The sequence below is a fragment of the Arthrobacter sp. StoSoilB20 genome (assembly GCF_019977295.1).
Lineage (GTDB): Bacteria > Actinomycetota > Actinomycetes > Actinomycetales > Micrococcaceae > Arthrobacter > Arthrobacter nicotinovorans_A.
On record NZ_AP024651.1, the window covers coordinates 161,273 to 180,585 of the forward strand.

The following is a 19,313-nucleotide window of genomic DNA, read 5'->3' on the forward strand; positions in this document are numbered from 1 at the left end:
GTCAACGGCACACTGCGTATCAAACGAAGGCTTCTTCTGGGAGTTGATGAGGTTGGTAAGGCCGCTGCCTTGCGAGAAACCATGAATCACCCTTCCACTAAGGCGAAGCGGCGCGCCAGATTAAAGGAAGTTGCCGGGCAGGCCGGTCTCGGTTCGTGGAACCCCCTCAGTGAGAAGCTTCCCTCGATGACACAGATCCTCAAAAGCTTGGAGCGATGGCACAGCAATGTCGTGTTTCCTTGGCTGGCAGCATGGCAGCGCCCATTATTGAGCAGAACCGGTCAGTCGAGCGCCATTCGCCCGGTCAGTACGACGGCGGGCAGCGCACCTGCCGCTGCCCGTGCGGCGCCGGGTGTTCCGGCATCATTCATGGCTCCGTGGATGGCAAGGACCAAAGGGGCAGGATCCTGGTTTGATGCGAAGACCCAGAACGTCCCGCGGGCTTGGAAAACCACCGCGTTGTGGCCGCCGGCGCCCAGGGAAACCTTGCGTCGGGCCGCCAAGCGCCGATCGGGATCGGTGCCGTCAGCCGTGGTCACCGCTTTGATGGTCCCGGGCACAATTTCGTCCCAGGGGATGACCAAGAGCGTGTGCTTCTGCGAATATTTGGCAACCACACCACCGTCGAAAACCAACAGCTTCCGGAAACTGCCCAGGAACGTCATGGACCAGAGCACCAAGCCGGTCAGCATGCTGGTCACCACAAAGAAAGCGGGATCATTGAAGTGCCCGGCTTCCCGGGTGGAACGGATCGGGCTGACGAACTCCGCGATGGTCCCGAAAACGAACCCCACCACCAGGCAGGGGATGAGGACCTTCCAGTAGATGCGGCGCGACGACGCTACATACCGGAGCCGGCCCAGTTCAGGGGAGAGCTCCCGTTCAACACGGCGAACCAGCCAGTTACGGCCGTGCATCCGGGCGCTGGCCGTAGAGGTTGGGCAAATCCCGGCGTTCGGCCGCAGCGGCCTGATCGGCTGCCGCCGCTTTGGGGTCAGGAACCGGTGCCTGCCCTTGGGCAATGCCGGAGCGGCGATCGATGGCCGCGAACTTCGGATCCCACGTGTCATCGCCGCCGCCGCTGATGGCGGAGGCAATGAGCATGACCACGAAGAACGGGAAGAAGGACCAGCAGATGGCGCGCCATCCGCCCAACCAGGCGCCCGCCGTCGTGCCGTTCTTGATCCGCACGGAGCGCATGCCGGCTGCGGCGTCGCCCACACTGCCCACGGATCCCCAGATCATGCCGTACACGAACAGCCCCACAAACCACAGGACAGCGTAGAGGCTCAGCCACAAACCGTCGTTGTACCCGAGCGCAGAGCCGCTGTTCATCATGGATTCCCGGACCACTGCAAGGATTACGGCCAGGACCACGTACCCAACAAGGAACACCATGGCGTCCAGTACCCGGCCCCAGAAGTGGGCGCCCCCGGACGCTTTGACGAAGTACGCGCCGGTGTCAGGGTGCCGGCGGACAGGGCGGCCGTTGACAGGGTCAAGCAGGCCGGTGAGGGTGGTGGACTTCGAAGTACTCATGAGGGACTTTCAGCTCGACGGCGGTCTGCGGCTTGGGTACGGAAGGTCAGGCCAGTCCGGCCAGCCCGCCCAGGACGCGGGCCAACGTTGCCGCAGAAGTTTCCTGGAGCTCGAACGCCACGGATTCTGCCTGTTCCGCACCGTTGCCGGACGTACCCTCCACGCGCGGAGTCAGTACGTGGACTCCGGACGGGCCCGTGTATACGGTCACGGTGGGGAACTCGTTGGTGTCGGAATTGAAGGCCACCACGTTGCTCGCTGCCTGGGTGTCCGCCAAAGCCGTGGCGGCGTGTGCCTCGAACTGGGCTTCGGTGTAGAGGGCGGCCTCGGTGTCGCGGGCAGCCGCCTGCTGGGGGTCCACGAATTCGGCCAGGCGTGGAACCAGCTGGTCGCGGGTGACCACGGTGAAGCCGTGCAGGCCGCTTTCGTCCACTTCCTCCAGCAGGACGCCTTCGTCATGAAGGTAGCCGTAGAGCCAGCGCTTGCCGGTGGATACTGTCCGTTCCACGGAGACCACGCTGCTGCCGCTGCGGCGCAGGGTGAGGGCGCCGGTGATTTCTTCCGTCGCGTGCAGGCGGGACGGCTCGGTCTCGCCCTCGAACACCACGGGGTACACAAGTTCCTTGGCCAGCAGGCCGCGCAAGGCGATGGCGCACATCAGTTCCTTGCTGGCATCCTGGGCCGAAAGCCATGGCAGGGCAACCAGCTGTTCGTGCTGGACGCCATCCAGGGCCACAACTTCTTCATCGGTCAGCGTGGGCAGGGCCGAGCCCACGGCGCTGGCCGAGGCCAGGACCTTGGCTGCTGCCTCAACGTCCCGCTGGGTCCATTTCATGGTGCTGGTGGTCATCCGAATATCCCTCCGACAAAGTTTCCGACTGACTTGGCGGCGTCACTGACCCCGTCTGCCACCTTACTGCCTACGTCCTTGGCGAAGCCCGCCACTTCCTTGGCACCATCGGCGATGTAGCTGCCCGGATTGCGTGCAAAGTTGCTGATGGAGTCCCAGTTGTCGGCTACGAGGTTGCCCAGGGCCCAGGCACCGGCAACGATGCCCGCGCCGATCACAATGGGGGCACCGATCGGTCCGAGCAGAGCTGCGCCACCGGCCGTCATGAGCATGATGCTGCCAACGCCACCCACCACGGAAAGGCCGCCGGCCACACGGTCACCGGTGCCGCGCCAGCCATCGTGCTGCGGGTTGATCATGTCGCTGATGCCGCCCACAATGTTCAACGGTGCTGCCAGCGCTCCGGCCACACGGAGGCCCTTGGAGAATTTGCTGGCATCCTGGAACGCCTGGCTGAAGGGGATGTTGGCCTTGAAGTCCGTGAGGACGTCAGTGACCTTTTCCCCATTGCGCAGCGCGGTCATGGCATCGCGGACAACCGTCCCGCCGGCCCGCCAGTTGGTCAGGACTTCGCGGGTCTTCACCCATTCGGCGTTGCCGAGCTTGAGGTACTTGTAGGCAGTCCACAGCGGGGCGGCCAGGCCTTTGACGCCCATCGCGGTGTCATAGACGTCCTTGAGGACACCCACCGAGGAGCCCGAACCATCGTTGTGGCTGGCGAACTCCTGCTGGTTGGCGTGCTTCTTCAGCTGGCTGGCATTCTCGCGCAGCATGTTGGCGGCCTTGACCAGGCTCTGCCGATGCTGGGAGTTCCAATCGCCCTTGAATACCGTTGCGTCTTTGCCCTGCCACGCGGTGGTGGAATTGATGGCGTTGGACAACTGCGTGCTTTGCAGGCTGATGGCGTCGGCAGCTTTGCCCATCACGCCAGCCAGACTGCGAAGCTGCGAAATGTCCGCGCCGTAGAACCCAGCCATGTGAACCCCCTGTGTAAGCCATCTGTGTAAGCCGTCGAAAAGTCTCGTCCCAGCCTAGGCGGAGGCGGCCGTCGCCGCGATGGGGAGACATGCCCATCCACAACGCGACCCCGCGTTGCCTTAAAAGTACGACGGCGGCCGGTGCAGTTCGCAGGGAACCGCGCCGGCCGCCGTCGGGCGTCAATCGGTGATGACTAGTGTGCTGCCGGAACGTAGCGCTTGATGGAAGCTTCCAGCTCGGCCTCGGCAGCGGCGCGGTCGCCCCAGCCCTCAGCCTTGACCCACTTGCCGGGCTCCAGGTCCTTGTAGCGCGTGAAGAAGTGCTCGATTTCCTTGATCAGGTATTCGCTGACGTCGCTGACTTCCTGGATGTGGTCGAAACGTGCGTCAACGGGGACGCAGAGGACCTTGGCGTCTCCGCCGCCGTCGTCGGTCATGTTGAAGACGCCGATGGGGCGGGATTCAACAATGACGCCCGGGTGGAGGTCGAAGTCCTGCAGGAGCACCAGTGCGTCCAGCGGGTCGCCGTCTTCGCCCAGGGTGTTCTCGAAGAAACCGTAGTGCGTGGGGTACTGCATGGAGGTGAACAGGACGCGGTCCAGGCGGACACGGCCGGTTTCGTGGTCAACTTCGTACTTGACGCGCGATCCCTTGGGGATCTCGATGGTCACGTCGTGCTTCATGGAATGCTCCTTGACGGGTGTGGGTGGGGCGTCGCTCCGCCGAAGCGGCCGTCACGGGTGACGGTGCCTCAGGCAGGCTGCTCAGCCCGGGGCTGGCGGCAGGCAAAAGGGCAGCCGGTGCCGCCGACTACTATTGAGGATATAGCGAGAGGCCCGGGTTTCTTGAACCGGCGGGGACATTTCAGGACTGACAGGACCAAGCAACTTCCATGATGGGCGATAAGAACGGGGGTGCCCGCTGGGTATCCGCGGCGTGGGGGCGCTTGAAATGGCCGGTGCTGTTGGCCGGAGTCCTGTTGTGCGCCGCCGCGCTGGTGGTGGCAGGCCTGGCGCCGGGACTGTTCACCGCGCCCAAGCCGTCCCCTTCCGTTCCTTCCTGGCAGCAAGTGCCGGACCACCTGAGCGACACGAGCGGCGTGCTTCCCCTGAATACCGGCGCCCCCGTTCCAGTGCCGGCCGAAGTTGCCCGGCAACTTGATGCCACGCTGAAACCCGCCGGCGGGGGCACCATCAGCGGCGTGGTCCTGGACGCCTCCACGGGCCAGGTCCTTTTTGACCGCGATGCCAACGCCAACAGGATCCCTGCGTCCAACATGAAGTTGCTGACCGCTGTTGCTGCGCTGAAGGCACTTGGCCCGGAGTCGCGTTTCACTACACGGGTGCTCGCTTCCGAAGATCCCTCCACGGTGGTGCTGACCGGGGGAGGGGACGTCCTGCTGGGTGCAGCCGCATCGGATCCGTCCTCGGTCCTTGGGCACGCCGGTCTTGGTTCGCTGGCTGTGGATACTGCCGCTGCGTTGACTGAGGCAGGCATCAAGGGGCCGGTCTCGGTGAGAGTGGACGATTCACTGTTCGCCGGCGCACCCCTCAACCCTGCCTGGAGCCTGGATGACGTTGCCGCCGGGGAGACAGCACCCTTGTTTTCGCTGGCTTTGAACTCCGGCCGCTACGCCCCGGACGTTCTGACTGGTCCGCGCCCCCAGGATTCCGCCGCCACGGCCGCCCAGGCGTTTGCCGAGCAGTTGGCGGCCGCAGGCGTGGCGGTGAGTCCCGGCGTCGAACGCGGTAAAGGCCTCCCCGCAAGGGAGCTCGCTGCTGCCCGGTCCGCCACCGTCAGCGAGCAGGTTGACCTCATGCTCGAGTCCTCGGACAACTTCCTCGCCGAGGCGTTGGGGCGGATGACAGCTTTGGCTTCCGGTCAGAAGGGGACGTACGACGGCGCCACTGCCGCCGTGCGGCAAAGGCTGGGGGAGCTGGGAATCGCCACGGATTCGATGCAGTTGGCCGATGTTTCCGGCCTTGCCCTGGAGAACCAGGTCAGTGCCCGGCAATTTGCCGAAGTAGTCCGTGCCATCACCAGCGGCCCCGATCTATCCCTGCGGGCGGCGTTGGACGGCTTCCCGGTGGCTGGCCTGACCGGCACCCTTGATGACAGGTATGTGGACGCCGGAACTGCCGTCGGAGCCGGGCTGGTGCGGGCCAAGACGGGGACACTTAATACGGTGATCGCGTTGAGCGGCTACGTGGTGGATGCCGACGGGCGCCTGCTGGTGTTCTCCTTCATCGGCAACGACCTTGAACCCGGTGCCGCTGCCAACAAGGTTGCCATGGACCGTTCGGCGTCGGTGCTGGCCTCGTGCGGTTGCCGGGGCTGATGCTCCGCGTGGAGCGAACTTAAGGGCCCACTGTCAGTCTCATGTGGTGTGATGGTCCCTATGGTGTCATCTGCCCGCGATTCGTCAGCAGGGGCCCCGTCCCTGATCAATTGGGACCTGGCCTCCTCTACGGCTGCCCGGCTTGCCCCTCCCGGTCCGGAGCTTAGCGCCGGGGAGATCGGCAAGGCGGTGGAGAACCTGCGCTTCAACGCGGATATCTCGGTTCCGCACGTCCACGACATCACTGGCCTGGAAGCGGCCCGGGACCTGCGGGACTCGCACGTCCTGGTGGTTGACCGTGCCTCCTGGTCCAAAGCCAATACGCAGAGTTTCTCAGTGATGCTCCAGCCCGCGCTGAAGAAAATGCTGGAGAGCCGCAACGGTGCCGCCATGACCCCGGCCGCCGCAGCAGCCAGCGGTGCCATCACCGGCACCCAGCTCGGGGCCGTGCTGGCTTTCCTCTCCAGCAAGGTCCTGGGCCAGTACGACCCATTCGCTGCCTTGGCCCCCGACTCCAACGTTCCCCCGGGCGGCAGGCTCCTGCTCGTTGCCCCGAACATCATTTCCGTGGAACGTGAACTCAACGTCCACCCCGACGACTTCCGGCTCTGGGTCTGCCTGCACGAGCAAACACACCGTGTGCAGTTCGCCGCCGCGCCGTGGCTCCGCCACCACATGCTGGACGAAATCGAAAAGCTCAGCGGCAACCTCCTGGGCAACATGGACTCGCTGGTGGAGCGCGCGGGCGCGGTTGCCAAGTCCCTGCGGGACCGCAATCCCTCCGAGAAAGCACCCGGACGGGGCGCCATCCTCGACATCCTGCAGGATCCCGAGGAAAAAGCGTCCCTGTCCCACATCACGGCTGTCATGAGCCTCCTCGAAGGCCATGCGAACGTGGTCATGGATGCCGTGGACTCGAGCATCGTCCCGTCCGTGAGGACCATCCGCCAGCGCTTCAACGAGCGCGGCAAGGACCGCGGTGTCGTGGAGAAGTTCATCCGCAACCTCCTCGGCCTGGATGCCAAGATGCGCCAGTACACCGATGGCGCCAAGTTCGTCCGTGAAGTGGTTGCCGTGGCAGGCATGGAAGGCTTCAACCGGGTGTGGACGTCCGCCGAATACCTTCCCACCGAAGAAGAGATCCACAACTCCAAGCTGTGGCTTGAGCGGATGGGGCTTTGAGCGTTTCGCCTGGTTCTGTCGGGAGTTCCAGTGACGGGCCTGCTGCGGGTTCCGTAGCCGGGTCTGCCGGGTCCAGTTCCGGAGTCGCGGGTAAGGGGCGACGGCGGCCTGGACGTCTCGCGCCCGTCGTCGGCAAGGCGCGGAAGCAGTTGCAGAACGCCTTGGCTTCCGCCGGCTACCCCCAACGGGTGCTCGTAGCATGCAGCGGCGGCCCGGATTCGTTGGCTTTGGCGGCCATCGCCGCCTATTTCGGCCGGCGCGGCCACGTCGATGGACACCCGGTGGCTGTTGCCGGAGTGGTGGTGGATCATCAGCTGCAGCCAGGTTCTGCAGAAGTCGCCTCCCGGGCTGCCGGGGTGCTGCGGGAGCTGGGCTTGTCTCCGGTGGAGGTGCGCACTGTGGAAGTCGCCGCCACCGGCTATGGTCCCGAGGCCGCAGCCAGGGACGCCCGTCACGCTGCGCTGGATTCTGCCGCCGAGGATCTGGCCTGTGATGCGATCCTTCTGGGCCATACCCTGGACGACCAAGCCGAGCAGGTGTTGCTGGGGCTGGCCCGCGGTTCCGGGACCCGGTCCCTGGCAGGGATGAGGCCCGCCCGTGGCCGCCTCCTCCGGCCGTTCCTTGGGCTTCGTCGCGAGGAGACCCTGGAAATCTGCGAGGTGGAGGAACTTTCCCCCTGGCACGACCCCAGTAACGCCGATCCCGCGTTCGCGCGCTCCAGGACCCGTGTTGAGGTCATGCCGGTCCTGGAAGAGAAACTGGGCCCGGGCGTGGCTGAATCATTGGCGAGGACTGCCGCAATCCTGCAGCAGGACGCTGATTTCCTCGAAGGCCTGGCCAAGGAGACCTATCTCTCACTTGTCCGGCACGAAGGCGATGATGCCTGGCTTCCCGAGGACGCCGTACGCGAGCTGCCGGCCGCCCTCAGGTTCCGTGTCATCGCCAAGGCCGCCGCCGACGTCGGGGGTCAACAACCGGGCTATGGACGCCTCCAGGCAGCGGAAGCACTGCTTCGGCGCCAAGGGTCAGCCGGACCCGTGGAACTTCCCGGCCATGTCAGTGTTTACCGTTTGTCCCTCAGCGATTTGGAGCAGGAGCGTTCGGTGTCCGCCGGCGCTCCGGCAGCCGGTGGCCCGCGTGATTCGGCCGACGCCGGTCCCCGCGAAGCCGCGCGCTGTGGGAAGCTAGTATTCCGGCATCAGAAACCGTCCCAACAGTAGCCGCACCCGAGCATCAAAACAGGAGCCATTGGTGGATTCAAACGACGTCCAGGCAGATCTCAAGCACGTTCTTTACACCAAGGAACAGATCCAGACGCGCATTGCAGAACTCGCAGCGCAGATCGATAAGGACTACGAAGGCCGCGACATACTGGTTGTCGGCGTCCTCAAGGGTGCGGTGATGGTCATGGCTGACCTGGCGCGCGCACTGCACAGCCACGTCAGCATGGACTGGATGGCTGTCTCGTCCTACGGCTCCGGTACCCAGTCCTCCGGCGTCGTCCGTATCCTCAAGGACCTCGACACCGACCTCATGGGCAAGGATGTCCTGATTGTTGAAGACATCATCGACTCCGGCCTGACCCTTTCCTGGCTCAAGTCCAACCTTGAGTCGCGTGGCACGGCCAGCGTCGAGATCTGCACGGCTTTCCGCAAGCCGACTGCCGCCAAGGTGGAGATCGACGTCAAGTACGTCGGCTACGACATCCCCAACGAGTTTGTGGTGGGCTACGGCCTCGACTACGCCGAGAAGTACCGCAACCTGGACTTCGTGGGCACTTTGGCCCCGCACGTTTACGAGTAAGCGCTCTTCTTCGCTTCACGCCGCCGCGCCTTTTCCGCCATTTGCACTTGTAACCTCTGGCCGGAGTGGGGGCGGCGTCCGTGCTTAAGGGGGCGCTTGGCTTAAGGGGTGCGCTTGGCGGTAGCGGGTGCAGATATTGAGTTTCTGAACCTGCCGCCGCGCACCCTCTCGCCGTCGCGCCCTTTTCCGCCGTTCGCGCCCGTAACCTCTGGTGCGCTCGGCGGGTGTGGGTGCGGTGTTTGCGTTTAAGGGGTGCGCTCGGCGGGTGTGGGTGCGGTTGTTTGGTTTGTGAACCTGCCGCTGCGCACCCTCTCGCGCTAAACTGGACCATGACCGGTGCTCCTGCCCGCCTTCTGGCGTGGCTCGCCGTCATGGCGACTCTCCTCACAGCCTGCACTCCTGGGGTCGATCTCGCTGAGCCCGGTTCCGGTCAACCAATCGCGTCCGCTTCTGCTGCGCCGGCAACGGGCCACCTTGAAACGGCCCCGTCACCGAGCGCCACGCAGGCTCCTGTGCCGCCGCAGCCCGCACCTCCGCCCGCGCCGGCAGTGGTACCTCAAGCTTTTGCCCTGAACCTCTACCAAGAGGGTGACTTCGTCCCGCAATATACGTTCGACTGGTGTGTTGCTGCGAGCATCCAAATGGCGCACAATCTCATCGACGACACCGGCGGAGCCTCTTGGGCCTCCTCCGCGCAGCAAAGTGAGCTGTGGGAGATGGCCCGTGCGAGGTCCTCGAATTCATTCAACGGCGCCAACCCCCGGGGCTGGGCGCAGGTGTTGACTGAGGTTGGATTGGGCCCTTACTCGGTGGTCAGCGTCCCAACCTACGAGGACACGCTGCAGACGGCGGCGCGCGCCATAGCTGAAACTGGCCGGCCGGTGGGGTTGGTCATGTGGAGTGGTCGGCATGCTTGGGTGATGAGCGGCTTTGAGTCCATGGGTGATCCTGCGCAGTTCCCGGAGTTTCAGGTAACGGGGATTCGGGTCCTGGATCCGCTCTATCCTCACGGCAGCGGACAGTGGGGTCCCTCTCCGGAGCCCAACAGTCTGCTGACTCCGGAGCAGTTGGCCACACAGTTCGTGGTCCGTGAGCCCCGGCGCTGGAGTTCGGACCTGCCCACAGGTTATTTGCTGGTGCTTCCGGTCGCAGCCTGACCACCCGGTGCCTTACGCTGCACGCAAGGAACGAAGCCCGCCGTCGTTCAAAATACGTGCGAACACGCGTGGGTTCATCATCTCGGCCCAGTCCCAGCGCACGACAGTGAGGCCCAGCGCCCGCAGACCATTCTCGCGGGCCTTCTCTGCCATGACCGCCTGCTGGATGGTCTGGTTTCCCCGCAACCTTTTTCTTAGGTACTTTCCGTGTCCATCGAATTCCCCGACAAGGTCCAGCTCGGGCCACCAGAAGTCAGTTCGGGCAGTGCGTCCGTTTCCCAGGGTAAAAGAACCTTGAAGGCTGGGTACGGGAAAGTTGAGCAAGATCATTTGTGCTCGGCTTATGGATTCCCCCACTGATTCGGATTTGTCTGAGGAAAGATCGAGAATCGACTCGGCCCGTCGCTTTCTGGAAACCCTGGTGAGAGCGGAGACAGCTTCAGCAAGTTCGTCGACGCTTGCCGGAGGACCCCACGCTTTATCCTTGTTCCAATTGTCGGCCTCTAAATCATCGCCCCACCCTTGGTTGCGTCGGCTGGAGTCCACTACGGCCAAGGCCTCAGCAAAATTGAGGGCGGCGGCAAGCTCTATTGTGGTGCGGACCTTGTCTGTGACTCGAAAGTCACCAAGTTGGGCCACCCCGGCGTCAAGGGACCCGAAGCTTCTCCGGATCCCGTGCTTGGACCTGCCGCCTCTTGGGTCTTCAGTGACAGTGCATAAGCCCTGAGGTACGCCCACTACGCCGAGCCCCCATAGGAGTGCGGCCGTCTGCAAGTTGAACAGGGGCGGAGTCCTGGCTGCATTGACCAGCGCGGCTGCTTGGAGTCCGTGCCGCTGACGCTCGTTCAACTCCGCCCAATAAGCAGAGCGTGTATAAGCGCCCCGTCGGACCCGCACCAGCTCGCCACGCTTGGCCTGCTTCGCGAGGTGCCGCGCGTCATGCCCGATGCGTGTCGCATCTGCAGCGAGGATGAGTTCTGGAATGGTCATGGGTTCCACGCTTCCCGTTCTAGCGCGAAGTCGAAAGCACCCGTCCGAGCTATGTGGAAAAACAGCATCGAGTCCACACGGAAGTAGCCAAGGTGGTGCCCTGCTAACAGCACTTAGCGGGGCGACGCGCCCCACGGGCCGCACCCGTTTCCGCCGTTCGCGCCCGTTCCTCAGCACGCCCGCACCCTTTTCCGCCGTTCGCGCCCGTGGTTACGGGTGCGCACGGCGCCAACGGGTGCGCCGGAAGCGAAGGCCAGTGGGAACCCCCCGCCCACCAAGCGCAAAAGCCCTGTTCCAACGCCACCGACGCGAGTATCCTGTGTACGCCCAGAGGGAACTTTTGGACTTTCCGGTGCGTGAATTACTGGGAACGGTGTATAGCTTGAAACTGAAGCAGCACCACTCGCGCGCAGAAGTTGCGCCTTGCAGCACTACCAGGAGGGACGGGGCAAAGCCCCGATCAGATGAAAGCTAAGAGTTTCTTCAAGGGCCCGGGCATCTGGATTGTTGTCGTTGTTGGCTTGCTCCTGGTGGCATTCGCAACACTGGCTCCGGGCGGTTCAACCCGTATTGACACCAAGGAAGGCCTTGAGCTCCTTTCCCAAAGCGGGAAGGTTGAGCAGGCCAAGATTTTCGACGCCGAGAACCGCGTTGACCTGGTGCTTAAGGACAACCTGAACCTGGATGGCCAGGACAAGGGCAAGAACGTCCAGTTCTTCTACGTCACCGATCGCGGTCCGGATGTAGTGAAGGCAGTCACCAACGCCAACCCGGACAAGGGCTTCACGGACCAGCCGATCGAGAACAACTGGTTCTCCGGCCTGTTCTCGCTGCTCATTCCGGTGCTGTTGCTCGGTGTCCTCTTCTGGTTCCTGCTCTCCCGTATGCAGGGCGGCGGCTCCAAGGTGATGCAGTTCGGCAAGTCCAAGGCCAAACTGGTCAACAAGGACATGCCGCAGGTGACGTTCTCTGACGTCGCCGGTGCCGACGAAGCCGTGGAAGAGCTCCAGGAAATCAAGGAGTTCCTCCAGGAACCGGCCAAGTTCCAGGCCGTGGGCGCCAAGATCCCCAAGGGTGTGCTGCTCTACGGCCCTCCAGGTACCGGTAAGACCCTGCTGGCCCGCGCTGTCGCAGGCGAGGCCGGCGTTCCCTTCTTCTCCATCTCCGGCTCGGACTTCGTTGAAATGTTCGTCGGCGTGGGTGCTTCCCGTGTCCGCGACTTGTTTGAGCAGGCCAAGGCCAGTTCTCCAGCGATCATTTTCGTGGATGAGATCGACGCCGTTGGACGTCACCGTGGTGCCGGTATCGGCGGCGGCAACGATGAACGCGAGCAGACGTTGAACCAGCTCCTCGTGGAGATGGACGGTTTCGACGTCAAGACCAACGTCATCCTCATCGCTGCCACCAACCGCCCGGACGTCCTGGATCCTGCGCTGCTGCGCCCGGGCCGTTTCGACCGCCAGATCACCGTGGAAGCCCCGGACATGATTGGCCGCGAGCAGATCCTGAACGTCCACGCCAAGGGCAAGCCCATGGCCCAGGGCATCGACCTCCGGGCTGTGGCCAAGAAGACCCCGGGTTACACAGGTGCTGACCTGGCCAACGTGCTGAACGAGGCCGCACTGCTGACCGCGCGTTCCAACGCCAACCTGATTGACGACCGCGCGCTGGACGAGGCAATCGACCGCGTCATGGCCGGCCCGCAGAAGCGCAGCCGCGTCATGAAGGAACTCGAGCGCAAGATCACCGCTTACCACGAGGGTGGCCACGCACTGGTTGCTGCTGCCCTGCGCAACTCCGCCCCGGTCACCAAGATCACCATCCTTCCCCGCGGCCGCGCCCTGGGCTACACCATGGTGATTCCCGAGGACGACAAGTACTCGGTGACGCGCAACGAATTGCTGGACCAGATGGCCTACGCCATGGGCGGTCGTGTTGCTGAGGAAATCGTGTTCCACGATCCCTCCACAGGAGCATCCAACGACATCGAAAAGGCCACCTCCACGGCCCGGAAGATGGTCACCCAGTACGGCATGAGCGAGCGTGTTGGTGCGGTGAAACTGGGCCAGGGTGGCGGAGAGCCGTTCCTCGGACGCGACGCCGCTCAGGAGCGCAACTTCTCGGACCAGATCGCCTACGTTGTGGACGAGGAAGTACGGCGCCTGATCGATCAGGCACACGACGAGGCTTACGCCATCCTCACGGAAAACCGGGACGTCCTGGACCGCCTGGCCTTGGAACTGCTTGAGCGGGAAACCTTGAACCAGGCCGAAATTGCTGAGATCTTCCACGACATCCGGAAGCGCGATTTCCGTGAGATCTGGTTGTCCAAGGAATCCCGCCCCGTCCAGTCCATCCCGCCGGTTGAAAGCCGTGCGGAAAAGGCTGAACGCGAAGCCCAGGAAGAGGCCAAGAAGGCACGTCTGGACGAGCCGCTGGACGTCGTCGCTCCGCATGCCCAGGGGGTCAGCAGCCAGGAATCCTTCCAGGCACCGCGACCTGACGGCGGCAACGACTCCACGCATCACGGCTAAGCTATCTGCCGTGACTCATTTCGACGACGACGACGACCTCGCCGCCGCCCACGGTTCCGCCGTGGGCTCCCAGCACAGCCATAAAGTAGACCGTCCGCGCATTGAAGCCGCTGTCCGGGAGATCCTCCTGGCCATCGGTGAAGACCCTGAGCGTGGAGGCCTCCTGGACACGCCAAAGCGCGTGGCCAAGGCGTACGCCGAGGTCTTCGCGGGTCTGCACCAGCACCCCGCGGATGTCCTTTCCACCACGTTCGACCTCGACCATGAGGAGCTTGTCCTTGTGAAGGACATCCCCTTCTACTCGACGTGTGAGCACCACCTTGTGCCGTTCCATGGCGTGGCGCATGTTGGTTATATTCCGTCACACGACGGAAAGGTGACGGGCCTGAGCAAGCTGGCACGGTTGGTGGATATCTATGCGCGCCGGCCCCAGGTGCAGGAGCGCCTGACCACGCAGATCGTCGAGGCGCTGGTGAAGCACCTCAACCCGCGCGGCGCGATCGTCGTCGTCGAATGCGAACACATGTGTATGTCCATGCGCGGCATCCGCAAGCCCGGCGCAAAGACCGTCACCAGTGCGGTGCGCGGTCAACTCCATGACCCGGCCACCCGCGCCGAGGCCATGAGCCTCATACTCGGAAGGTAAGCACTATGGACTCCCTCGCTGCAGCACCCGGAACCGGCCCGGCCACAAGCCCGCTGCCGGTTCTCCGCAAACCGCGTCCGGCGGCCAGGTTCGAGGACCTGCCGACGGACCGTACGCTCGTCATGGGAATCCTGAACGTCACCCCGGATTCCTTCAGCGACGGCGGCACGCACCGGACGCCGGATACCGCCATCGCGCTCGGCTTGCGCATGTTCTACGCCGGCGCGGACATCATCGACGTCGGGGGCGAATCCACGCGCTCGGGTGCCGAGCCCGTTTCCCCTGAGGAAGAACAGCGCCGGGTCATTCCGGTGATCCAGGCCTTGGTGAAGGCCGGTGCCCTGGTCAGCATCGATACGATGCACACGTCCACTGCGGCCGCTGCGATCGAGGCCGGTGCTGCCATCATCAATGACGTGTCAGGCCTGACCATCGAGCCTGGAATGCCCGAGCTCGTTGCCCGGACCAAGGTTCCGTACATCCTTACGCACCGCCGTGGCGACGCCCTGACCATGGACAACCTCACGGACTACAACAATGTGACGGAAGATGTGGTGGCTGAGCTGAGCGGGGTCCGCGACAAGCTCTATGCGGCAGGTGTTGCCCCTGAGCAGGTCATCATCGATCCCGGCCTGGGTTTCTCCAAGAACGAGAACCAGAACTGGGAGATCCTGAAGAACCTGGATCAGCTTTTCACTTTGGGCCACAAGGTGATGGTGGCCGCATCCCGTAAGCGCTTCCTGGGCTCGTTGCTCACGGTGGCCGGCAAGTCTGCTGCCCCGTTGGAGCGCGATGCCGCAACTGCCGCCATCACCGCTTTGAGCGCCACCAAGGGCGCTTGGGCTGTCCGCGTTCACGACGTCGGCCCCAGCCTTGACGCCGTCAAGGTCGCCGCCCGTATCGCCCGCTGATAGGAAACGCTGTGGACAGGATCACGCTGACCGGCGTCACCGCCGTCGGTTATCACGGAGTGTTCGATTTCGAGCGCCGTGACGGCCAGCCTTTCGTTGTGGATGCCGTATTGCACACGGACTTCACCAAGGCGGCCGAGACCGATGACCTCCAATACACGGCGCATTACGGCGAGGTTGCCGGGCTGATCACCCGGCATATCGAGGGCGAGCCCTTGAACCTGATCGAGGGCCTGGCTGTCAGGATCGCCGAAGCCATCCTCGCGGACTACAGCGTGGCCGCCGTCGACGTCACTGTCCACAAGCCCAAGGCCCCCATCGAGGTGCCGTTCGGCGATGTTACGGTCAGCGTGCATCGGGAGCGGTCATGACATCCGGTTACACCAAGGCCATCCTGGCTCTCGGCAGTAACCTGGGGGAGCGCAACGACACCTTGTCCACAGCAGTGGCGGCCCTGGTGGATCCGCCGGAAGTGCGTCTCCTGGGTGTTTCGCCCGTGGTGCAGACCAAAGCAGTGGGCGGCCCCGAAGGACAGCCGGACTTCCTGAACATGGTCATGGCGGTGGAAACAACGTTGACCCCGATGCAGCTCCTGGAGCATTGCCACCGGGTTGAACAGCAGCACCACCGTACGCGTGAGGTTCGCTGGGGCCCACGAACATTGGATGTGGACATCGTTGTTTACGGCGACGTCGTCAGCGGGGACCCTGTTCTGACCCTGCCCCATCCGCGGGCGGCTGAGCGCGCATTCGTGCTCTACCCGTGGTCGCTGCTGGAACCGCACGCGCAATTGAACGGGCAGGGCGTTGCTGAGCTGGCCGCCGTCGCCGCTGACATGCCCGATATCCGGCGTTTCGACGGCTATGGCGACGTCGCCGGAGTACCTGCGACGGGAGCGGTGGAGCAGCCATGAAAGCCATGCGCCCGGTAGTTCTGGTGCTCATTGCCGTCGTCGCTGTGGTCGTTGGCTGGTTGGCGACCGCCACCACCAACCGGTACAGCATGCCCACTCCGGTCCTGCCGGTCTCGGCGCTGGTGACCATGGCTGTTATTGCCGGTCTCACGCTCATCATGGGGATCCGTGTGCTGCGCTGGCGCAACGGCAAAAAGAAGAACATGCTCAACCCGATCCTGGCGGCCAGGACGCTGGTCCTTGCACAAGCCTGCGCTTATGCGGGAACGCTCCTCTTTGGCTGGCATGCCGGAATTTCGATGGACCTCCTCCGTATTGGCAGCTTGCGGGGCGGCGAAGGAATTCTTTGGAACGCCCTGTTGATGGGCGGAGGTGGCGTGGTGATGGTGGTGGTCGGACTCGTGGTGGAGCGTTTTTGCCGGATTCCGCCGGAGGACCTTGAAGGTGGTTCTGCAGGACCGGGGACCCGTCGCGGCGAAACCAAGGGTGAAGGCGAATATGCATACCGTGGCGATTGATCCCCCCGGCGTCCAGTGGCTGCGGGTTTCCCCAAAGTACGTCACGGTGCGCTTGGTGGAATGGGCAATTGGCAACGTGCTGATGCTGGCGGTCTTCAGTTTGCCGCTTGTTTTTGTGCTGTTGGGATGGTGGCGGTGGCCGCCGTTGTGGCTGGCGATCGCTGTGCCCGCAGTGATGCTGGTCCTGGCGCTGTGGCGGCTGGTGTTGATTCCCCGCCAAGTGCGCGCAATAGGCTACGCGGAACGCGACGACGACCTCCTCATTCGCCGCGGCATCTTCTTCCAGCGCACCATGGTGGTCCCTTACGGCCGGATGCAGTACGTGGACGTTGCAGTGGGACCGGTTGAGCGCAGCCTGGGACTCTGCACCCTCAAACTCCACACGGCTTCCACGGGTACCAACGCACACCTCCCCGGACTTCCCGCCGAGGAAGGTGCGCGGCTGCGCGAGCAACTTTCGGCCCGTGGAGAAGCCAGGCTGGCCGGGCTGTGAGCCCGGAAGACACTGCGGCGGTTGGCCCGCCGGATAAGACGGCAGCAAGGGTCGACGGCGATTGGAACCGCGTCCACCCGGCGTCGCCTTTTGTCCGTGGCTGGGTGGCGCTTGCCGCCGTCGGGTTCTTCTTTGGCCGTGAGGCTTTTGAACGAATGCTGCAGGGCCGGGATGTCCTGGATCCGAACCTGAACAGCCGGGTGCCGTGGCTTCTGGCCGGCGGTGCCGTGGTGCTCCTGTTGACGGTGGGCAGCTTCATCCTGAGCTGGTATTTCACGCGCTACCAGGTTGCTGAAGGGTACGTCCGCGTCAACACCGGCTTCCTTTTCAAGCAGCAACGGCAGGCCCGTTTGGACAGAGTCCAGGCAATTGACATCGTTCAGCCCCTCTTAGCGAGGATTTTCGGCCTGGCTGAACTCAAGTTTGAAGTGGCCGACGCCGGCGAGTCGGCGGTGCGGTTGGCGTACCTCCCGCTGGCGCAGGCCAAGCAGCTCCGCGCCACCATCCTGGCGCGGGCCGCCGGTGTTGTCAGCGAGCCCGGTCAGGAGGAGGAAATTCCTGAAGCGCCCGAGCACGTGGTGCTGTCCGTCCCTCCTGCGCGGCTCATCGGTTCGCTGGTGTTGAGCGAGCAAACCGTGGGGATCCTCGTTGGTGCTGCCGCAGTGGTTGCCATCTCCGTTTTCACGGAAAACCAGACACTGTTCCTGGCGCTCATCCCTGCGATCCTGGGCATTGGTGCGGCGTATTGGAACTCCTTCAACAAGGGCTACAACTTCACGGCCGCAATTTCCCCGGACGGCATCCGCCTGCGGTATGGCCTCCTTGATACGCAGGCGCAGACTGTGCCTCCCGGCCGTATTCAGGCGGTCATGGTGACGCAGCCGCCCCTGTGGAGGATCTTCGGCTGGTATCGAATGCATGTCAACGTGGCGGGCTATGGGGTCTCGGGCAGCACCGAGGGTGCCGCCCGCACCATGCTGTTGCCCGTCGGCATGAAGCCGGATGTCTTGCGGATGATGTCCTTGGTGCTGCCGGATCCGGGAGTTGAAGACCCGGAGCGCGTCTTCACGGCCGGGCTGGATGGGTTGGCTCCGGCCGGCCCGGATGTTGCCCCGACGGATGGTTTTGTCACGACTCCCCGCCGTGCACGCTGGCTGGCCCCTCTTGGCCGGCGTCGCAATGGGTTCCTTGCCACACGCACAGCGCTGTTGATCCGGTCCGGTCGGTGGTGGCGCATGCTGGTCCTTGTGCCACATCAGCGGACCCAGTCCATGGCACTTCACCAGGGACCGTTGGCCCGCCGCTTCGGGGTAGCCGACCTGGTCCTGCACACTACCGCCGGACCTGTTTCACCCCGGGTGTACCAGGCTGGCGTTGGGCAGGCTGTGGAGCTGTTCGATCAGCAGGCCGCCCGAGCCCGCGAAGCCCGGAAGCGGCAGACCAGCGAGCAATGGCTGGCGCAGGTGGCGTCCCAGGCTCCGGAGGTTGCAGCCGCAGCAGAACAGCCGGAACAATCCCAAACTTCACCGCAACAGGAGGACCGCCACGATGGCTAGGCCAGGACGACTCGGAGTCGGAATCATCGGCGCCGGCAAGGTGGGTGCCGTGTTGGGCGCCGCTTTGCGCGCGGCCGAGCACGCCGTCGTCGGGGTTTCAGCGGTGTCCGAGGCGAGCCGTGAGCGGGCCGAAAACCTGCTGCCGGGTGTTCCGGTCCTGGAGATCCAGGACATTGTGGAACGCTCGGAACTGGTGTTGTTGGCTGTTCCGGATGATGCCCTCGGAGAGTTGGTGGCGGGGCTGGCGAAGCTTGGTGCTTGGCAGCCCGGTCAACTCGTGGCCCATACATCCGGCCGGTTCGGCGTGGGAATCCTGAACCCCGTCAGGGCTGCGGGCGCGATTCCCTTGGCGCTGCATCCCGCCATGACCTTCACGGGCATGAGCCTGGATTTGACCCGGCTCATGGATTGCACTTTTGGAGTCACCGCCGATGCGGCCATGTTGCCGATCGCCCAAGCCCTCGTGGTGGAGATGGGTGCCGAGCCGGTGGTCATTGCCGAAGCCGACCGCACCCTCTACCACGCAGCCCTCGCGCATAGCTCGAACCACATGGTCACGCTGGTGGCCCAGGCATCCCAGATGCTGCGGGAGATCGGCGTCGAATCCCCTGAATCGATGCTCGGTCCGTTGCTTCGCGCGACGCTGGAGAACGCCCTTGCCTCCGGCGAATCCGCACTCACCGGTCCTGTAGCGCGCGGGGATGTTGGTACCGTTTCCGCGCACGCCCAGGCGCTGAAAGAGTACGACGGCGGTGCCGGCGGCGATGTCCTCGCGGCCTACCAGGCCATGGCACGCGCCACCGCGCGCCGGGCAGGAAGCCGTGGGATCCTGCGGCCCGAACAACTGAACGAGATTGACGAGGCGCTGGGCGGAGAGCCCAAGTCGCCGGAAGGAAACTGAAGATC

The 19,313-nt window shown here is 64.1% G+C and carries 20 protein-coding genes; 14 read left to right on the forward strand and 6 right to left on the reverse strand.

The window, feature by feature from the left end; genetic code table 11:
• Positions 1-281: 281 nt before the first annotated feature.
• The 5 genes from LDN85_RS00820 to LDN85_RS00840 all read right to left on the reverse strand — a co-directional run bounded on the left by LDN85_RS00820 (position 282) and on the right by LDN85_RS00840 (position 4,049).
• Positions 282-917 carry a hypothetical protein gene (locus tag LDN85_RS00820; RefSeq protein WP_026540864.1) on the reverse strand — a complete coding sequence of 212 codons (636 nt, stop codon included), beginning with the start codon at positions 915-917 and terminating at the stop codon, positions 282-284.
• A complete protein-coding gene (locus tag LDN85_RS00825; RefSeq protein ID WP_026540863.1) occupies positions 904-1,539 on the reverse strand; it encodes an RDD family protein in 636 nt (211 codons plus the stop codon). The genes LDN85_RS00820 and LDN85_RS00825 overlap by 14 nt, the downstream gene beginning before the upstream one ends.
• Before the next feature lie 46 nt (positions 1,540-1,585).
• Positions 1,586-2,389 carry a hypothetical protein gene (locus LDN85_RS00830; protein ID WP_026540862.1) on the reverse strand — a complete coding sequence of 268 codons (804 nt, stop codon included), beginning with the start codon at positions 2,387-2,389 and terminating at the stop codon, positions 1,586-1,588.
• Entirely contained in the window at positions 2,386-3,366 is a 981-nt protein-coding gene (locus tag LDN85_RS00835) for a hypothetical protein (protein WP_026540861.1), read from the reverse strand. The genes LDN85_RS00830 and LDN85_RS00835 overlap by 4 nt, the downstream gene beginning before the upstream one ends.
• A gap of 194 nt (positions 3,367-3,560) precedes the next feature.
• On the reverse strand, positions 3,561-4,049 hold the full coding sequence (locus LDN85_RS00840) for an inorganic diphosphatase (RefSeq protein ID WP_026540860.1): 489 nt from the start codon (positions 4,047-4,049) through the stop codon (positions 3,561-3,563).
• Positions 4,050-4,261: 212 nt separating this feature from the next.
• Here LDN85_RS00840 and dacB point away from each other — a divergent pair, with 212 nt between their 5' ends.
• From dacB to LDN85_RS00865, 5 genes are all read left to right on the forward strand, one after another.
• Positions 4,262-5,704: a D-alanyl-D-alanine carboxypeptidase/D-alanyl-D-alanine-endopeptidase gene (dacB, locus tag LDN85_RS00845; protein WP_026540859.1), complete on the forward strand. Its 1,443-nt coding sequence runs from the start codon at positions 4,262-4,264 to the stop codon at positions 5,702-5,704.
• Between the two features lie 60 nt (positions 5,705-5,764).
• Positions 5,765-6,886, forward strand: a complete 1,122-nt coding sequence (locus LDN85_RS00850; protein WP_026540858.1) for a zinc-dependent metalloprotease — start codon at positions 5,765-5,767, stop codon at positions 6,884-6,886.
• Between the two features lie 149 nt (positions 6,887-7,035).
• Positions 7,036-8,106, forward strand: a complete 1,071-nt coding sequence (gene tilS, locus LDN85_RS00855) for a tRNA lysidine(34) synthetase TilS (protein ID WP_026540857.1) — start codon at positions 7,036-7,038, stop codon at positions 8,104-8,106.
• A gap of 31 nt (positions 8,107-8,137) precedes the next feature.
• A complete protein-coding gene (gene hpt, locus LDN85_RS00860) occupies positions 8,138-8,689 on the forward strand; it encodes a hypoxanthine phosphoribosyltransferase (protein WP_026540856.1) in 552 nt (183 codons plus the stop codon).
• A gap of 329 nt (positions 8,690-9,018) precedes the next feature.
• The gene (locus tag LDN85_RS00865; RefSeq protein WP_026540855.1) at positions 9,019-9,846 is read left to right on the forward strand and encodes a hypothetical protein; all 828 of its coding nucleotides are present in this window, start codon (positions 9,019-9,021) and stop codon (positions 9,844-9,846) included.
• 12 nt (positions 9,847-9,858) lie between these two features.
• Here LDN85_RS00865 and LDN85_RS00870 read toward each other — a convergent pair whose 3' ends face one another.
• A complete protein-coding gene (locus LDN85_RS00870; RefSeq protein ID WP_026540854.1) occupies positions 9,859-10,836 on the reverse strand; it encodes a type IV toxin-antitoxin system AbiEi family antitoxin domain-containing protein in 978 nt (325 codons plus the stop codon).
• 464 nt (positions 10,837-11,300) lie between these two features.
• On the opposite strand from LDN85_RS00870, the gene ftsH reads away from it, so the two are divergent.
• From ftsH to LDN85_RS00915, 9 genes are read left to right on the forward strand one after another with little or no spacing between them, the layout of a single operon-like run.
• A complete protein-coding gene (ftsH, locus tag LDN85_RS00875; RefSeq protein ID WP_026540853.1) occupies positions 11,301-13,370 on the forward strand; it encodes an ATP-dependent zinc metalloprotease FtsH in 2,070 nt (689 codons plus the stop codon).
• Positions 13,371-13,380: 10 nt separating this feature from the next.
• Positions 13,381-14,016, forward strand: a complete 636-nt coding sequence (gene folE / locus LDN85_RS00880) for a GTP cyclohydrolase I FolE (protein ID WP_223944341.1) — start codon at positions 13,381-13,383, stop codon at positions 14,014-14,016.
• A gap of 5 nt (positions 14,017-14,021) precedes the next feature.
• Entirely contained in the window at positions 14,022-14,927 is a 906-nt protein-coding gene (folP, locus tag LDN85_RS00885) for a dihydropteroate synthase (RefSeq protein WP_026547155.1), read from the forward strand.
• An 11-nt stretch (positions 14,928-14,938) separates the two neighbouring features.
• Positions 14,939-15,298 carry a dihydroneopterin aldolase gene (gene folB / locus LDN85_RS00890; protein ID WP_026540850.1) on the forward strand — a complete coding sequence of 120 codons (360 nt, stop codon included), beginning with the start codon at positions 14,939-14,941 and terminating at the stop codon, positions 15,296-15,298.
• Positions 15,295-15,840 carry a 2-amino-4-hydroxy-6-hydroxymethyldihydropteridine diphosphokinase gene (gene folK, locus LDN85_RS00895; RefSeq protein WP_223944342.1) on the forward strand — a complete coding sequence of 182 codons (546 nt, stop codon included), beginning with the start codon at positions 15,295-15,297 and terminating at the stop codon, positions 15,838-15,840. Before folB ends, folK begins: the two co-directional genes overlap by 4 nt.
• Positions 15,837-16,358 carry a DUF3180 domain-containing protein gene (locus LDN85_RS00900; protein WP_026540848.1) on the forward strand — a complete coding sequence of 174 codons (522 nt, stop codon included), beginning with the start codon at positions 15,837-15,839 and terminating at the stop codon, positions 16,356-16,358. Before folK ends, LDN85_RS00900 begins: the two co-directional genes overlap by 4 nt.
• Entirely contained in the window at positions 16,339-16,851 is a 513-nt protein-coding gene (locus LDN85_RS00905) for a PH domain-containing protein (protein ID WP_223944343.1), read from the forward strand. Before LDN85_RS00900 ends, LDN85_RS00905 begins: the two co-directional genes overlap by 20 nt.
• Positions 16,848-18,407: a PH domain-containing protein gene (locus LDN85_RS00910; protein WP_223944344.1), complete on the forward strand. Its 1,560-nt coding sequence runs from the start codon at positions 16,848-16,850 to the stop codon at positions 18,405-18,407. Before LDN85_RS00905 ends, LDN85_RS00910 begins: the two co-directional genes overlap by 4 nt.
• Positions 18,400-19,308 carry a DUF2520 domain-containing protein gene (locus LDN85_RS00915; RefSeq protein WP_026540845.1) on the forward strand — a complete coding sequence of 303 codons (909 nt, stop codon included), beginning with the start codon at positions 18,400-18,402 and terminating at the stop codon, positions 19,306-19,308. Before LDN85_RS00910 ends, LDN85_RS00915 begins: the two co-directional genes overlap by 8 nt.
• The last annotated feature ends 5 nt before the right edge of the window (positions 19,309-19,313 follow it).

What these genes read in the sequence shown, in the direction of transcription:
- LDN85_RS00820 (WP_026540864.1), bottom strand. Translation starts at nt 917, where the DNA reads ATGCACGGCCGTAACTGGCTGGTTCGCCGTGTTGAACGGGAGCTCTCC.
- LDN85_RS00825 (WP_026540863.1), bottom strand. Translation starts at nt 1,539, where the DNA reads ATGAGTACTTCGAAGTCCACCACCCTCACCGGCCTGCTTGACCCTGTC.
- LDN85_RS00830 (WP_026540862.1), bottom strand. Translation starts at nt 2,389, where the DNA reads ATGACCACCAGCACCATGAAATGGACCCAGCGGGACGTTGAGGCAGCA.
- LDN85_RS00835 (WP_026540861.1), bottom strand. Translation starts at nt 3,366, where the DNA reads ATGGCTGGGTTCTACGGCGCGGACATTTCGCAGCTTCGCAGTCTGGCT.
- LDN85_RS00840 (WP_026540860.1), bottom strand. Translation starts at nt 4,049, where the DNA reads ATGAAGCACGACGTGACCATCGAGATCCCCAAGGGATCGCGCGTCAAG.
- dacB (WP_026540859.1), top strand. Translation starts at nt 4,262, where the DNA reads ATGGGCGATAAGAACGGGGGTGCCCGCTGGGTATCCGCGGCGTGGGGG.
- LDN85_RS00850 (WP_026540858.1), top strand. Translation starts at nt 5,765, where the DNA reads ATGGTGTCATCTGCCCGCGATTCGTCAGCAGGGGCCCCGTCCCTGATC.
- LDN85_RS00865 (WP_026540855.1), top strand. Translation starts at nt 9,019, where the DNA reads ATGACCGGTGCTCCTGCCCGCCTTCTGGCGTGGCTCGCCGTCATGGCG.
- LDN85_RS00870 (WP_026540854.1), bottom strand. Translation starts at nt 10,836, where the DNA reads ATGACCATTCCAGAACTCATCCTCGCTGCAGATGCGACACGCATCGGG.
- ftsH (WP_026540853.1), top strand. Translation starts at nt 11,301, where the DNA reads ATGAAAGCTAAGAGTTTCTTCAAGGGCCCGGGCATCTGGATTGTTGTC.
- folP (WP_026547155.1), top strand. Translation starts at nt 14,022, where the DNA reads ATGGACTCCCTCGCTGCAGCACCCGGAACCGGCCCGGCCACAAGCCCG.
- folK (WP_223944342.1), top strand. Translation starts at nt 15,295, where the DNA reads ATGACATCCGGTTACACCAAGGCCATCCTGGCTCTCGGCAGTAACCTG.
- LDN85_RS00900 (WP_026540848.1), top strand. Translation starts at nt 15,837, where the DNA reads ATGAAAGCCATGCGCCCGGTAGTTCTGGTGCTCATTGCCGTCGTCGCT.
- LDN85_RS00905 (WP_223944343.1), top strand. Translation starts at nt 16,339, where the DNA reads ATGCATACCGTGGCGATTGATCCCCCCGGCGTCCAGTGGCTGCGGGTT.
- LDN85_RS00915 (WP_026540845.1), top strand. Translation starts at nt 18,400, where the DNA reads ATGGCTAGGCCAGGACGACTCGGAGTCGGAATCATCGGCGCCGGCAAG.